Source organism: Pseudomonas edaphica (genome assembly GCF_005863185.1).
GTDB lineage: Bacteria > Pseudomonadota > Gammaproteobacteria > Pseudomonadales > Pseudomonadaceae > Aquipseudomonas > Aquipseudomonas edaphica.
Map to the genome: position 1 here is coordinate 1 of NZ_VBVZ01000086.1, position 15,015 is coordinate 15,015.

Annotated in this window: 11 protein-coding genes and 4 tRNA genes; 7 read left to right on the forward strand and 8 right to left on the reverse strand. The window is 60.6% G+C overall.

The features are described from left to right. Positions 1 to 8: 8 nt before the first annotated feature. The 4 genes from FEM54_RS08205 to FEM54_RS08220 all read right to left on the reverse strand — a co-directional run bounded on the left by FEM54_RS08205 (position 9) and on the right by FEM54_RS08220 (position 486). Positions 9 to 84, reverse strand: a tRNA-His gene (locus FEM54_RS08205). 76 nt (positions 85 to 160) lie between these two features. Then, positions 161 to 245, reverse strand: a tRNA-Leu gene (locus tag FEM54_RS08210). Positions 246 to 301: 56 nt separating this feature from the next. After that, a tRNA-His gene (locus tag FEM54_RS08215) sits at positions 302 to 377 on the reverse strand. 32 nt (positions 378 to 409) lie between these two features. After that, a tRNA-Arg gene (locus FEM54_RS08220) sits at positions 410 to 486 on the reverse strand. A gap of 276 nt (positions 487 to 762) precedes the next feature. On the opposite strand from FEM54_RS08220, the gene folD reads away from it, so the two are divergent. Both folD and pbpG read left to right on the forward strand, forming a co-directional pair. Beyond that, positions 763 to 1,617: a bifunctional methylenetetrahydrofolate dehydrogenase/methenyltetrahydrofolate cyclohydrolase FolD gene (folD, locus tag FEM54_RS08225; RefSeq protein WP_017136461.1), complete on the forward strand. Its 855-nt coding sequence runs from the start codon at positions 763 to 765 to the stop codon at positions 1,615 to 1,617. Positions 1,618 to 1,825: 208 nt separating this feature from the next. Further along, on the forward strand, positions 1,826 to 2,749 hold the full coding sequence (gene pbpG / locus FEM54_RS08230) for a D-alanyl-D-alanine endopeptidase (protein WP_017136460.1): 924 nt from the start codon (positions 1,826 to 1,828) through the stop codon (positions 2,747 to 2,749). Between the two features lie 44 nt (positions 2,750 to 2,793). On the opposite strand, the gene FEM54_RS08235 is transcribed toward pbpG, so the two are convergent. Continuing rightward, complete coding sequence (locus FEM54_RS08235) at positions 2,794 to 3,456, reverse strand: peptidase C39 family protein (protein ID WP_138450369.1); 663 nt, start codon at positions 3,454 to 3,456, stop codon at positions 2,794 to 2,796. A gap of 197 nt (positions 3,457 to 3,653) precedes the next feature. On the opposite strand from FEM54_RS08235, the gene FEM54_RS33875 reads away from it, so the two are divergent. Beyond that, on the forward strand, positions 3,654 to 3,815 hold the full coding sequence (locus tag FEM54_RS33875; RefSeq protein WP_171045808.1) for a hypothetical protein: 162 nt from the start codon (positions 3,654 to 3,656) through the stop codon (positions 3,813 to 3,815). On the opposite strand, the gene FEM54_RS08240 is transcribed toward FEM54_RS33875, so the two are convergent. After that, on the reverse strand, positions 3,812 to 4,222 hold the full coding sequence (locus FEM54_RS08240; protein WP_138450370.1) for a PA0061/PA0062 family lipoprotein: 411 nt from the start codon (positions 4,220 to 4,222) through the stop codon (positions 3,812 to 3,814). The two genes, FEM54_RS33875 and FEM54_RS08240, sit on opposite strands and share 4 nt — an antisense overlap. A 225-nt stretch (positions 4,223 to 4,447) precedes the next feature. Between FEM54_RS08240 and FEM54_RS08245 the strand changes: the two genes are divergently transcribed. From FEM54_RS08245 to FEM54_RS08255, 3 genes are read left to right on the forward strand one after another with little or no spacing between them, the layout of a single operon-like run. After that, on the forward strand, positions 4,448 to 7,669 hold the full coding sequence (locus tag FEM54_RS08245) for an efflux RND transporter permease subunit (RefSeq protein WP_138450371.1): 3,222 nt from the start codon (positions 4,448 to 4,450) through the stop codon (positions 7,667 to 7,669). Further along, complete coding sequence (locus FEM54_RS08250; RefSeq protein WP_138450372.1) at positions 7,659 to 8,825, forward strand: efflux RND transporter periplasmic adaptor subunit; 1,167 nt, start codon at positions 7,659 to 7,661, stop codon at positions 8,823 to 8,825. The genes FEM54_RS08245 and FEM54_RS08250 overlap by 11 nt, the downstream gene beginning before the upstream one ends. Continuing rightward, a complete protein-coding gene (locus tag FEM54_RS08255; protein WP_138450374.1) occupies positions 8,809 to 10,227 on the forward strand; it encodes an efflux transporter outer membrane subunit in 1,419 nt (472 codons plus the stop codon). Before FEM54_RS08250 ends, FEM54_RS08255 begins: the two co-directional genes overlap by 17 nt. A 261-nt stretch (positions 10,228 to 10,488) precedes the next feature. Here the strand turns inward: FEM54_RS08255 and FEM54_RS08260 are convergent, their stop codons facing one another. Together FEM54_RS08260 and FEM54_RS08265 are read right to left on the reverse strand one after the other, a co-directional pair. Continuing rightward, a complete protein-coding gene (locus FEM54_RS08260; protein WP_138450376.1) occupies positions 10,489 to 11,772 on the reverse strand; it encodes a Zn-dependent hydrolase in 1,284 nt (427 codons plus the stop codon). 188 nt (positions 11,773 to 11,960) lie between these two features. Further along, positions 11,961 to 13,448 (reverse strand): NCS1 family nucleobase:cation symporter-1, encoded by a 1,488-nt coding sequence (locus tag FEM54_RS08265; RefSeq protein ID WP_099550011.1) that lies wholly within the window; start codon positions 13,446 to 13,448, stop codon positions 11,961 to 11,963. 593 nt (positions 13,449 to 14,041) lie between these two features. Between FEM54_RS08265 and FEM54_RS08270 the strand changes: the two genes are divergently transcribed. Next, on the forward strand, positions 14,042 to 15,015 hold a 974-nt coding region (locus FEM54_RS08270), incomplete at its 3' end, for an amidohydrolase family protein (protein WP_138450378.1).

A 15,015-nucleotide genomic window follows, 5' to 3' on the forward strand; every position in this document is an offset into this window, starting at 1 on the left:
TTAAAATATGGGGTGGACGAAGGGGATCGAACCCTCGACAACGGGAGTCACAATCCCGTGCTCTACCAACTGAGCTACGCCCACCATATTGCTTCAACAAGGAACTCGAACAACTTCCTTGTCTGGCCTCACCCTGCCTGATGGCTGGGTGACGCTTAATTGGTGCGGATGAAGAGACTCGAACTCTTACGCCTCGCGGCGCTGGAACCTAAATCCAGTGTGTCTACCAATTCCACCACATCCGCGCTTGAAACTCTTAAAGCAAAGGCGCCAGATGATTAATCTGGCGCCTTTCTAAATATGGGGTGGACGAAGGGGATCGAACCCTCGACAACGGGAGTCACAATCCCGTGCTCTACCAACTGAGCTACGCCCACCATATAGCGCTACTTGTGCCAAAGCTGCCTAATGGCGCACCCGGCAGGACTCGAACCTGCGACCATCCGCTTAGAAGGCGGATGCTCTATCCAGCTGAGCTACGGGCGCCTTATTAATCTGTACTCGTTGAAGATTACAAACTAAGTGCTTCCAGCCTTGCAGAACAGCTCTATCTGCTCGACCTTCTTAACCAGTGCTAGGCTGTGCCCGACAAGTGCGACGAATAGTATAGACGGCCTTGATACCCGTCAAATCTTTTTTGAAAAAAACTGATTTTATTTAAGGGGTTAGGGCAATTTGCAGACCAAGCGCCTTTGCCCTCACGTCATGGCGTGCGAGAATGCGCGCACTTTTCTTCCCCCTCTCGATGGTTAATCACGCGTAATGACTGCACAACTTATCGACGGCAAATCAATCGCCGCCAGCCTGCGCCAGCAGATCGCCAAACGAGTCACCGAGCGCCGCCTGCAAGGTCTGCGCACGCCTGGCCTCGCGGTGATCCTGGTCGGCAGCGATCCTGCCTCTCAGGTTTATGTCTCGCACAAGCGTAAAGACTGTGAAGAGGTCGGCTTTATTTCCAAGGCCTACGACTTGCCTTCCGAGACCACCCAGCAGGCGCTTACCGACCTGATCGACGGCCTCAACGACGACCCGGCCATTGACGGTATCCTGCTGCAACTGCCACTGCCCGAGCACCTGGACGCCTCCAAACTGTTGGAGCGCATCCGCCCGGACAAAGACGTCGACGGCTTCCACCCCTATAACGTCGGCCGCCTGGCCCAACGCATCCCGCTGCTGCGCCCCTGCACCCCGAAGGGCATCATGACCCTGCTGGAGAGCACCGGCGTCGATCTGTACGGTCTGGATGCCGTAGTCGTTGGTGCCTCCAACATTGTTGGCCGCCCGATGGCCATGGAGCTGCTGCTGGCCGGCTGCACCGTGACTGTCACCCACCGTTTCACCAAAGACCTCGCCGGCCATGTTGGCCGTGCCGACCTGGTGGTGGTTGCCGCGGGCAAGCCGGGCCTGGTCAAGGGCGAGTGGATCAAGGAAGGCGCGATCGTGATCGATGTGGGCATCAACCGTCAGGACGACGGCAAGCTGGTCGGCGACGTGGTGTACGAAACCGCCCTGCCCCGTGCCGGCTGGATCACCCCGGTACCCGGCGGTGTCGGCCCGATGACCCGTGCGTGCCTGCTGGAAAACACCCTGTATGCCGCAGAAAGCCTGCACGGCTAATAACCTGCCGTACTGAAAAAGCCCTGCCTTATCGCAGGGCTTTTTATTGAATGGCTAAAAACCCTTTTTTCTTAGTTTTTAAGCACTTTCGTCTGGATCTAGAAGAACATTCGACAGTTCTTCGTCCATACTCCTAAAATGTAACGGCATTTATCAAAAAACCGTTCTCGAACGGCATTTTCCTTACTTTTTTAGCGAGTTCACCCGCGTGAAAATTCGTCTCTCTCTTGTCAGCCTATTTTTTGCATTTACAGGCACCTTCGCGCACGCCAGCGAAACCACCCTCGCCCCGCGTGATACTTCAAAACTGCAGATTGCTTCCGGCAGCGCCATCCTGGTCGACCTGCAGACCAACAAAGTCATCTATTCCAGCAACCCCGACGTGGTGGTGCCAATTGCCTCCGTCAGCAAGCTGATGACCGGCCTGATCGTGCTCGAAGCCAAACAGAACATGGATGAGTACATCGACATCAACATCAAGGACACGCCAGAAATGAAAGGCGTGTTCTCCCGGGTGAAAATCGGCAGCGAAATGCCGCGCAAGGAAATGCTGCTGATCGCCCTGATGTCCTCGGAAAACCGCGCCGCCGCCAGCCTGGCCCACCACTACCCGGGCGGCTACCCGGCGTTTATTGCAGCGATGAACGCCAAGGCCAAGGCACTGGGCATGACCAGCACGCACTACGTGGAGCCCACCGGCCTGTCGATTCACAACGTGTCCACCGCCCGCGACCTGAGCAAGCTGCTGGCCGCCGCGCGTAAATACCCGATGCTGAGCCAACTGAGCACCACCAAGGAAAAGACCGTGGCGTTCCGCAAGCCCAACTACACCTTGGGTTTCTCCAACACCGATCACCTGATCAACCGCGCCAACTGGGATATCAAGCTGACCAAGACCGGCTTCACCAACCAGGCCGGCCACTGCCTGGTGCTGGTGACCAGCATGGGCAACCGCCCGGTATCGCTGGTGATCCTTGATGCGTTCGGCAAGTTCACCCACTTTGCCGATGCCACTCGTATCCGCAACTGGGTCGAAACCGGGCGCGGCGGTTCGGTGCCGGACGTGGCCTTGCGCTACAAGGCCGACAAGAACCTGAAGAATCGCCCGAACGCGGCTGAAGTACGCCGCTGAATAATGTGGGAGCCAGCTCCCACAGGCTATAGCCTTCAGCGTTTTTACTTTCTTTCCGCCAATACCTTGAGCGCCTGCGCAGCCGCCTGCTCCTGCCCGGCCTGCGCCGTGGCATTGGCAGAGTCGCGCCAGCGCTGCACATCCACATTCGCCGGCAACTGGCTCGGGCGCTGGGTCAAAATCGCCCAGTGCCCCGCGATCTTCCACGCCGACTCAAAATTACTGAAGCTCATCAACAGCCGTCGGTCCATGCCCGAGCGCAGCAGCACGGTGCTTTTCTGCTGATTGAACCCCACCACCACAACATAACGCGTGCCCGACCACATGCTCGGGTTGATCCGCGCCATCACCGGGTAACCCGCCGCCACTTGCGCCAGCACGGCCGTCAGCTGGCTGTCCAGCGGGTACACCATCAGCCCGTATTCACGCGCCAGCACCTGCATATTGCGCTCAAGGTTCGCCTCGCCACCCGGTAAGTGCAGCGGTTTGTCCAGCAAGCCGGGTGTCATGACAATGCCTTGTTGCGACAGCATGCTGGCTAAAGCTGAAGGACCGCTCTGATAGGCCTCGCTGCGATACGCCGGCACACCCGTGAGTTCAACGCGCTCCGGCAACCCCGCCAGTTTCGACGGGTGCCCGGAACACGCCGCCAGCCCGAGGGCGCACGCCAGCAGCAAGGAGGTTTTAACGTTCGAGCGTAAGCGCAATTTTTTACTCTCTTGATCAACGGCCGGTAAGGGCCCAGATCATAGCCCAATCGCGTTTAGGGAGTAGCGACAGGCTGCTGATATAGCCAACAAGTTGGACCGATTCGACCATTGGTCAATAGCACGCAACCGTCAGCTGGCTAGACTGTCCATTGAGAAGACTGTGTGTGCCCCCAGCGGGGCGAAAGGAGGCCAGAATGAGCCTTGCAACAACGATTTTCCTGTTGGTCTGCGGTTGGCTGTCAGTAGCCGCCGCCATGCTGTGGGGCGTGATGCGCGTAACGCGTCGGCATCACCACCCCCATGTCACACCGGCTGCACCCGCCAAGCCGCACAAGGCCGTGGTGCATCACGCCTAGCCAGGCATGCAACTGAAGTCTTGAGTCGCGGCCACTTCCTTGCCGCGACCGTCCTTGAGCACGGCACGCACGGTAGTGCCCAGGCTGGATTCCACCAGCGTGTAGTGCTCACCCGCCTTGAAGTTCTTGTACTCGACCCGGCCCTGGCAGTCTTGCTGGTTGTCGTCGCCCGGCTCTTCTTCAAACAGTGTCACATCCAAACGATGGTCCCCCGGCGTCACTTCAAAATAGCGACCGTCATCCACGCGGTGGCCGTCGACGCGCTCGGCCATCAGGTCATTTGGCGCTTCTTCCTTCAGACCAATCCATGCCTCGCTCGGGTCAGCTTTAGGGATGGGGCCGGCGCAGGCTGACAACAACAAAACAACACCAAGCGCGGGGATCAACAACAGAGGTTTGAATGACATGGCAGGGCTCCAAAGGGCATCAGTAAAAACGTTGAAGGCGATTCAACTGTATCGCCGCCGATGGGTTACAAGCTTGGAGAGCTGCCCTATGTAGAACAAATGAATACATATGAAACGATCTTCAGCCGTTAACTAAATGTTCCTTCACCTGGCTGAAAGGTACGTGTTAGGTGGGTCGGGCAAGACTGCCGGGGTTTGCAATCCTGCTCCCTCGGAGGTTCACGCATGCTCGGGCTGGTAAAGACCGCACTGCAAAAGCCCTACACGTTTATCGTGTTGGCCATATTCATCTGCATCATCGGGCCGATGGCGGCCCTACGAACCCCCACGGATGTTTTTCCCGATATCGGCATCCCCGTCGTCGCTGTGGTTTGGCAGTACAACGGCCTGTCGCCGGACGCCATGGCCGGTCGGGTGATCTACACCTACGAACGCTCCTTGAGCACCACTGTCAACGACATCGAACACATCGAATCGCAATCGCTGCCCGGCATGGGCATCGTCAAAATCTTCTTCCAACCGGGTGTGGATATCCGCACCGCCAACGCCCAAGTCACGGCCGTGTCACAGACCGTGCTCAAGCAGATGCCACCGGGCATCACGCCGCCGCTGATCCTCAACTACAGCGCCTCCACGGTGCCGATCCTGCAACTGGCGTTTTCCAGCCCCAGCCTCTCGGAAGCCAAGATCCGCGACCTGGTACAGAACAATATCCGCCTGCCCTTGAGCGCCCTGCCCGGCCTGGCCATGCCCACGCCAATGGGTGGCAAGCAACGCCAGATCACCCTCGACCTCGACCCGCAGGCGCTGGCCGCCAAAGGCTTGTCGGCACAGGACGTGGGCAACGCCCTGGCGCTGCAAAACCAGATCATTCCAGTGGGTACCGCCAAACTCGGCCCCAACGAATACACGATCCTGCTCAACAACAGCCCCAAGGCGATTGATGAGCTCAACGACCTGCCGATCAAGACGGTCGACGGCGCAATCATCACCATCGGCCAAGTGGCCCACGTGCGTGACGGCTCGCCGCCGCAGACCAACATCGTGCGCGTCGACGGCCATCGCGCGGTGCTGATGCCAGCGTTGAAAAACGGCAGTATCTCTACTCTGTCGATCATCGACGGCATCCGCCAGATGCTGCCGCGCATCAATGAAACCCTGCCACCGTCGCTGAAGACCTCACTGCTGGGCGACGCCTCGGTGTTCGTCAAACAATCGGTGGGTAGCGTGGCCCAGGAAGGCATCATCGCGGCGCTGCTGACCAGTGCGATGATCCTGCTGTTCCTCGGCAGCTGGCGCTCCACCTTGATCATCGCCGCCTCGATTCCGTTGGCGGTGTTGTCGGCCATTGCATTGCTGGCGGCCACCGGGCAAACCCTCAACGTGATGACGCTCGGCGGGCTCGCATTGGCGGTGGGGATTCTGGTGGACGATGCCACGGTGACCATCGAAAACATCAACTGGCACCTGGAACAAGGCAAGGCGGTGAAGACCGCGATCCTCGACGGCGCCGCGCAGATCGTCGGCCCGGCGTTTGTGTCGCTGCTGTGTATCTGCATCGTGTTTGTGCCGATGTTCCTGCTGCAAGGCATCGCCGGTTACCTGTTCCGGCCGATGGCGCTGGCGGTGATTTTCGCCATGGCCAGCTCGTTCATTCTTTCGCGGACCCTGGTGCCGACCCTGGCGATGTTTCTGCTCAAGCCGCACGCGCCGGAGCAAGGGCCTGGGCATCACCCAGAAGATGAGTTCATCAACCATCACGAAGGTGAACAGCACAAGAAACCGCGCAACCGTGTGCTGCAATCGGTGCTGAACTTCCAGCAGGGTTTCGAACGCCATTTCTCGAATATCCGTGACACCTACCACGGCCTGCTGACCCTGGCGCTGGGCGCACGCAAGCGCTTTATCGTCGGTTTCCTGGCCTGCGTGCTGGCCTCGTTCCTGCTGTTGCCGAGCCTGGGCCAGGACTTCTTCCCGGCCACCGACGCCGGAGCGCTTGCCCTGCATGTGCGCCTGCCATTGGGTACGCGTATTGAAGAAAGCGCGGCGGCGTTCGACCGCATTGAAGCGCGGATTCGCGAAGTGATCCCGGCCGAGCAACTCGACACCATCGTCGACAACATCGGCATCCCGCTCAGCGGCATCGACATGGCCTACAGCAGCAGCGGCACCATCGGCCCGCCGGACGGCGACATCCAGGTCAGCTTGAAAAAGGACCACGCGCCGACCGCCGACTACGTGAAAAAACTGCGTGAAGCCTTGCCGCAAAGCTTCCCCGGCAGCCACTTTGCGTTCCTCCCTGCCGACATCAGCAGCCAGATTCTCAACTTCGGTGCCCCGGCGCCGCTGGACGTGAAAATCTCCGGGCGCAGCGATGCGGAAAACCGCGCCTACGCCATCGAACTGGAGCGCCGCCTGCAACATATTCCGGGCATTGCCGACCTGCGCATCCAGCAGTCCACCGGCTACCCGTCGTTGCAAGTGAACGTCGACCGTATGCGTGCCAATGGCCTGGGCATCACCGAGCGTGACGTGACCAACAGCATGGTTGCCTCGCTCGCCGGCAGCTCACAGGTGGCGCCGACGTTCTGGCTTAACCCGGCCAACGGCGTGTCGTACTCCATCGTCGCCGCCACCCCGCAATACCGCCTCGACAGCTTGCCGTCACTGGAAGCCTTGCCGGTGACCGGTGCCGATGGGCAATCGCAAATCCTCGGCGGCGTGGCGAGCATCTCTCGCGTGCAAAGCCCGGCGGTGGTGACCCACTACAACATCGAGCCGACCCTGGACCTGTACGCCAACGTGCAAGGCCGCGACCTCGGCGGCGTGGCCCGTGACGTGCAAAAAGTGCTGGATGACACCGCCTCCATGCGCCCCAAAGGCGCGGTGATCAGCCTGCACGGGCAGATCGATGCGCTGCATGAAGCGTTCAGCGGGTTGAGCTTCGGCTTGCTCGGCGCCGTGGTGCTGATCTACCTGCTGATCGTGGTCAACTTCCAGTCGTGGGCTGACCCGTTTGTGATCATCACTGCACTGCCGGCCGCACTGGCGGGGATTGTGTGGATGCTGTTCCTCAGCGGCACCTCGTTGTCGGTGCCGGCACTCACCGGCGCCATCCTCTGTATGGGCGTGGCTACCGCTAACTCAATCCTGGTGGTGAGCTTCTGCCGTGAACGCCTGGCCGAACATGGCGACGCGCTGAAGGCGGCCATGGAAGCCGGTTACACGCGCTTCCGCCCGGTGTGCATGACCGCCCTGGCGATGATCATCGGCATGTTGCCGCTGGCGATTTCCGAGGAGCAGAACGCCCCGCTCGGCCGCGCCGTTATCGGTGGCTTGATCTTCGCCACCATCGCCACATTGTTGTTTGTACCCGTGGTCTTCAGCCTGGTCCACGGTCGTCACCCTACTCGCGCAGCTGCTGGAGAAACTTCACATGTCGTCTGATCACAAACCCTCGCGCAAGCGTCTGATGCTCCTGGGTGTCGGCGGCCTCACCTTGGCCGCCCTGTTGGTCGCTAACGGCCTGCACGCCCGCACCACCCACGAAGAGGCGGTTACGGCCTGGACCGAAACCGCCGCCATCCCTCAGGTGATGGTGTTCCAGCCCAAGCAGAACGCGGCCGGCGATACCCTGCGCCTGCCCGCGCACCTCGACGCCTGGAGCAAGGCGCCGATCCATGCGCGGGTGAGCGGTTACTTGAAGGACTGGAAAGTCGACATCGGCAGCCAGGTCAAAGCCGGGCAAATCCTCGCTGAAATCGACAGCCCGGACCTCGACCAGCAACTGGCGCAAACCCACGCGCGCCTGCTCCAGGAACAGGCCAACGCACGCCTGGCCGCAACCACCGCCACACGCTGGCAGAACCTGCTCGCCAGCCATTCGGTGTCGCGTCAGGAGGCGGATGAAAAAACCTCCAACGCCGCTGCCGCCAAAGCCAACGCCGAGGCCGCCGCTGCCGACTATGCGCGGCTGTCGGCGCTGGAAAGCTACAAGACCATCCGCGCTCCGTTCGCCGGCACCATCACCGCGCGCAACACCGATATCGGCCAGTTGATCAAGGCCGACACCGACAGCGACCCGGAACTGTTCAACATCGCCGACACTCACCAACTGCGTCTGTATGTGCCGGTGCCGCAGAACTACGCGTCGGTGATCCACCCTGGGCTTGAGGCCGAGCTGACCGTACCCGAGCACCCTGGCGAGCACTTCAAGGCGCGCCTGATCGGCGACTCCACCGCCATCGACCGCCGTTCCGGCACCCTGCTTGCGCAGTTTGTCGCCGACAACCCCAACGGCGAGTTGCTGCCCGGTGACTACGCCGAAGCCACGCTGCCAATCCCGGCCGACACCCACGGCGTGAGCATCCCGGCCAGCGCCTTGATCTTCCGCGCCCAAGGCACCCAAGTGGCGGTGCTGGACGCGCAGAACCATGTGCACCTGCAAGACATCCACATCGGCCTGGACCTGGGCGAACGCCTGGTGATCGACCAGGGCCTCAAACCCGCCGACCGCGTGGTCGACAACCCGCCCGACGCCCTGCGCGAAGGCGACCCGGTAGAGCTTGCCCAAGCCGGAGGTGCGCATGCGCATAAGGTTTAACCCTCTCGCGGCGCTGGTACTGCTGGCCTTGCAGGGTTGCTCGATGGCGCCCACCTACAAGGTGCCCTCGGTTGACCTGCCGGCCGGCTACCGCGAACAGACCAGCGATGGCCCGTGGCACAGCGCACAACCGTCCGACCAACTGGCACCCGAATGGTGGAAGCTCTACAACGACCCGCACCTCAATGACCTGCAACAGCAACTGCTCAACGCCAACCCGGACCTGGCGGCGGCGCTGGCGCACTTTGATGCGTCCCAGGCGTATGCCAGCCAATTGCATGCCGGGCTGTTCCCGCAAATCACCGCCAGCGCGCAGCCATTGCGCCAGCGGCAATCGGATTCGCGGCCGCTGCGTGGCGATACGCAGCCATCGGTGTACAACAGCAATACCGCAGCGTTTTCGCTGAGCTACGACCTGGACCTGTGGGGCAAGATCCGCAACCAGGTCGCGGCCGGCGATGCCCAGGCGCAAGCCTCCGGGGATGACCTGGCGGTGGCGCGCCTGAGCCTGCAGCATCAGCTGGCGACCTTGTATGTGCAGCTCAACGGCCTGGATGCGCAGACTCGTATCCTCAATAGCTCGCTGGAGGATTTCAGCCAGGCGCTGCAACTGACCCGCAGCCGATACGAAGGCCAGATTGCTTCCGAACTCGACCTGACCCGTGCGCAAAACCAACTGGCCGAAGCCAAAGCCCAGCTGGATGAAGTGCGCGGGCAACGCAACCTTACCGAGCACGCCATTGGTGAATTGGTGGGTGTGGCAGCCAGCAACTTCACGTTGCCGCCAAGCCGGCAATTGATTGCCCTTCCGGGCATCCCATCGCAACTGCCGAGCCACCTGCTGCAACGTCGTCCGGACATTGCGGCGGCGGAACGGCGGGTGTTCGCGGCCAATGCCAATATTGGCGTGGCCAAGGCGGCGTGGTATCCGGATTTCAGTCTCACCGGGTTAATCGGTGGGCAGACCCAAGGGGTTGGCAACCTGCTGTCTGCCGGCAACCGCTACTGGGCGCTGGGGCCGTTGGTGAATCTGCCGATCTTTGATGGTGGGCGGCTGAGCGCCAATGAACGGCAGGCCAAGGCCGAGTTTGAAGAGGCGTCGGCGCAGTACCGTAGCCATGTGCTCAAAGCGGTGCGTGAGGTGGAAGATAACCTGGCGCAATTGCGGGACCTGCAGCAGGAAGCCCAGGATGAGCAAGCGGCAGCGGATGCGGCGCAGCATACGCAGGCATTGGCGATGAACAGCTATCAGGCCGGGGCCGTGAGTTATCTGGATGTGGTGACCGCGCAAACCGCGGCGTTGCAGGCGCAGCGGACCTTGCAGGCGGTGCAAACGCGGCAATTGCAGGCGAGTGTAGGGTTAGTCACGGCCCTCGGCGGTGGCTGGCAACCCGGCGCCTGAGACTCCCCTGTAGATCGTCCCCACGCTCCGCGTGGGTATGCAGCCGGTGACGCTCCGCGTCACGACTTTAAGGGCGGACGCAGAGCGTCCAGAGCGGCATTCCCACGCAGAGCGTGGGAACGATCTGCAACTCTGCGTCTGTTTTTTGGGGCTGCTGCGCAGCCCAACGCAGGGCAAGCCTGCTCGCCACAACAGCCCGCTTGCCACAGACTTTGTATTCAACAGAAGTTGCTTAGATACCTGTACTGCGATAGCCCCCTATCAGGCAGCAAGCTTCCCACTGGCAATCGCCGCCGACGCCGCCACCATCGCCCGCAGCAAGACGGCACACCCTGCCGCCAGATCATCCGGCGCGGCATTCTCGATTTCGTTATGGCTGATACCTCCTTCACATGGCACGAAGATCATCCCCGCCGGGCCCAGTTCAGCGACAAAGATCGCGTCGTGCCCTGCCCCGCTGACGATATCCATGTTCGACAAGCCCAACCCGTTCGCCGCATCGCGCACCGCGTCCACGCAGCCTTTGTCGAAGTACAACGGCGGGAAGTCAGCAGTGCGTTCCAGCTCGAACGTCAGCCCATGCTTGGCACAGGTCTCATCGATCACCTTGCGCACCTGCGCAATCATCGAATCCAGCCGCGCCGGTTCCAGGTGACGGAAGTCCAACGTCATGCGCACTTCACCGGGGATCACGTTGCGTGAGCCTGGGTAGGCTTGCAGGCAACCGACAGTGCCGCACGCATGGGGTTGATGCCCCAACGCCGCGGCATTCACCGCCGCCACCACGGCGGCCGCACCCACCAAAGCATCCTTGCGCAGGTGCATCGGCGTCGGCCCCGCATGCGCCTCAACACCGCGCAGTTTCAGGTCGAACCACTTCTGCCCCAATGCCCCCAGCACCACGCCGATGGTTTTCTTCTCGTCCTCCAGAATCGGGCCTTGCTCGATATGCGCTTCGAAATACGCGCCCACCTTGTGTCCACTGACAGCACGCGTGCCCGCATAGCCAATCGCATTCAACGCATCGCCCACGCTGACGCCATCCACATCAACCTTGGCCAAGGTATCGGCCAAAGTGAATTTCTCGGCAAACACGCCCGAGCCCATCATGCACGGCGGGAAGCGTGAGCCTTCTTCGTTGGTCCACACCACCACTTCCAGCGGCGCTTCGGTTTCGATCTTGAGGTCATTGAGGGTGCGCAGCACTTCCACGCCCGCCAGCACGCCGAAGCAGCCGTCGAACTTGCCGCCCGTAGGCTGGGTGTCGATATGGCTGCCGGTCATCACCGGTGGAAGGTTGGGATTGCGGCCAGGGCGCCGGGCGAAAATATTGCCGATGCCATCGATGGTCACGGTGCAACCCGCGTCTTCACACCACTGCACAAACAGGTCGCGGGCCTTGCGGTCGAGATCGGTAAGGGCCAGGCGACAAACACCGCCCTTGGGCGTGGCGCCAAGTTTGGCCAGGTCCATCAACGACTGCCACAGGCGGTCGCGGTTGATGTGCTGATGGGTCGATTGCAGAACGTCCAGGGCAGCGTTCATGGGGATCTCCTCAGGCTGTGTTTCTTATGATTTAACTCGATCCAATGTGAACCGAGCTTGTGTGGGAGCTGGCTTGTGTGGGAGCTGGCTTGCCTGCGATACAGGCGACTCGGTATTCCCGCCGAACCGTGGTGATGCAATCGCAGCGGTGCGACGACTCGACAAGCCAGCTCCCACAGTGACCGCATTTACACAGGTGATTTGGCGGCGACCGGTCTGATGCCACGCTTGGCATTCAGGCCGTAATACAGCACCCCACCCAACGCCGAGCCGGTGAACCAGCCGTAGCTGTAAAACCAGCTGAACGCATCACTGCTCAGCGACAGCAAGGTCAGCACCACCGGCACGCCGAAGGCAACAAAGCCGCTCCAGTTCCACGCCGGGTACACGTCATCGCGGTACAAACCGGCCAGGTCCAACTGCTGTTTGCGCGTGATGAAATAGTCCACCACCATGATCCCGGCGATCGGGCCGAGCAGGCTGGAGTAGCCCAGCAACCAGTTGGAATACACGGTTTCCAGGCTCACATTCGAGACGATCAGCCCGAGTTTTTTCAGCAGTTCGTGGGCCATCAACGCGAGCCCGACCAGGCCGGTAAGAATCACCGCCGTGGTGCGGTTGATCAGCTTGGGCGCGATGTTCTGGAAGTCGTTGGTGGGCGAGACGATGTTCGCGGCGGTGTTGGTGGACAAGGTGGCGATGATGATCAGCGCCATGGCGATGGCCACCCACACCGGACTCTGAATGTGCCCGATCAGGGTGACGGGATCGGAGACGCTGACACCCACCAGCTTCACCGACGCCGCGGTCATGATCACGCCGAGGGCGGCGAACAGGAACATGGTCAGCGGCAGGCCGAAAATCTGCCCGAGAATCTGGTCCTTCTGGCTTTTGGCGTAGCGGCTGAAGTCGGGAATGTTCAGCGACAAGGTGGCCCAGAACCCGACCATGGCTGTCAGCCCGGCCATGAAGTAACCGGTGAGGCTTGCGCCTTCGGGGCGCTTGGGTGGAATCGCCATCAGTTCACTCAGCGACACATTCGGCATCGCCCACACCAGCAAGCCTATTCCCACCGCCACCAGCAGCGGCGCCGACAAGGTTTCCAGGCGCTTGATCGACTCGGCGCCGCGCAGCACCACCCACAGGTTCAGGGTCCAGAAAATCATGAAGCCGATCACTTCACCGGTGCCACCAAGGGACTTCCAGCCTTCGAAAATCGAGCCCAGGAACAGGTGAATCGCCAGCCCGCCGAACATCGTCTGGATGCCAAACCAGCCACAGGCCACCAGCGCGCGAATCAGGCACGGCACGTTGGAGCCGAGGATGCCGAAGGACGAACGCAACAGCACCGGAAACGGAATGCCGTACTTGGTACCCGGGAAGGCGTTAAGGGTCAGCGGGATCAGCACCACGATGTTGGCGAGCAAAATCGCGATCAGCGCCTCGCCCACCGACAGCCCGAAATAGGCGGTGAGCACCCCGCCCAGGGTGTAGGTCGGCACGCAGATCGACATACCGACCCACAGCGCAGTGATGTGCCACTTGTTCCAGGTGCGTTCATGCACCTTGGTCGGTGCCATGTCGTGGTTGTAGCGCGGGCTGTCGAGGACGTCGGGGCCGGCGTCGAGTTCATACAGGCCGTTGCGTTCAATGACTTGCGATCTGTTCTGTTGCATGGCCGCTCCACGGTTTTTTTTAAAATTATTGTTGCTCATCCAGCGCGTGGCGCCGGATGGCCGGAGTACCTCGTAAACAACATGACATCACGGGCTCGGCCAGCCGCCACTGCACTCAAAATCCGTGCCGACAACCGCATCTGAACCCGCACCGCTTATATAACTCGCTGATGTTTATCAGCTTTCCGATTGTGCCCTGGGTACTTGTCGCCTTACTCAGGCTAAATAACGCGAAAGTTGCCCGAACTGTCAGGACTCAATCTGGTGCAACACAATTATTTTTATTTACCCACGCCGTCAAGCGGCATGTCTCAAGCGCCTGATTTGCAATAAGAAATGTTGCTCAATTCAAGAACCTGTCAAGTGCGTCAAAATGGTGAAGGGGCGCTACATTTTGGTGATTTTTAGTTTTTATCCTTATAAATCAACAACTTAATTACGATATATACTTATAAAAAATCTTCTTGCCCATTCTAAAAACTCGGGCTAGTTTCTATTCCTGTCACCGATGACAGGATTAAACCCTGCATCGGCAAGCAGCATTACAACACTTAGAACTGGCACAAGCCGGTCAAGCCTGTGAGGAACTCGACATGTCGCTGTTGATCCGTGGCGCCACCGTTATTACCCATGATGAAAGTTACCGCGCCGATGTGTTATGCGCAGGCGGTCTAATTCGCGCTATTGGCACTAATCTGGAGGTGCCCGCCGGCACTGAAACACTCGATGGCAGCGGCCAATACTTGATGCCCGGCGGCATCGACCCGCATACGCACATGCAACTGCCCTTCATGGGCACTGTGGCCAGTGAAGACTTTTTCAGTGGCACGGCGGCGGGTCTGGCAGGTGGCACCACCTCGATCATCGACTTCGTGATTCCAAACCCGCAGCAATCGCTGATGGAGGCTTTTCACCAGTGGCGCGGCTGGGCGGAAAAATCCGCCTCCGACTACGGTTTTCACGTGGCGATCACCTGGTGGAGCGAGCAGGTGCGCGAGGAGATGGCCGAGTTGGTCAGCCACCATGGCATCAACAGCTTCAAGCACTTCATGGCCTACAAGAACGCAATCATGGCGGCGGATGACACCTTGGTCGCCAGCTTCGAACGCTGCCTGGAACTGGGCGCGGTGCCGACGGTGCACGCAGAGAACGGTGAACTGGTGTATCACCTGCAACGCAAGTTGATGGCCCAGGGCATTACCGGGCCGGAAGCGCATCCACTGTCGCGTCCGTCCCAGGTGGAAGGTGAGGCCGCCAGCCGCGCCATTCGCATCGCCGAGACCATCGGCACGCCGTTGTACCTGGTGCATGTGTCGACCCAGGAGGCACTGGATGAAATCACCTACGCCCGTGGCAAAGGCCAGCCGGTCTACGGCGAAGTGCTCGCCGGGCACTTGCTGCTGGATGACAGCGTGTACCAGCACCCCGACTGGCAAACCGCCGCCGGTTACGTGATGAGCCCGCCGTTCCGCCCGCGTGGGCATCAGGAAGCACTCTGGCACGGCTTACAGTCCGGCAACCTGCACACCACCGCCACCGACCACTGCTGCTTCTGCGCCGAGCAAAA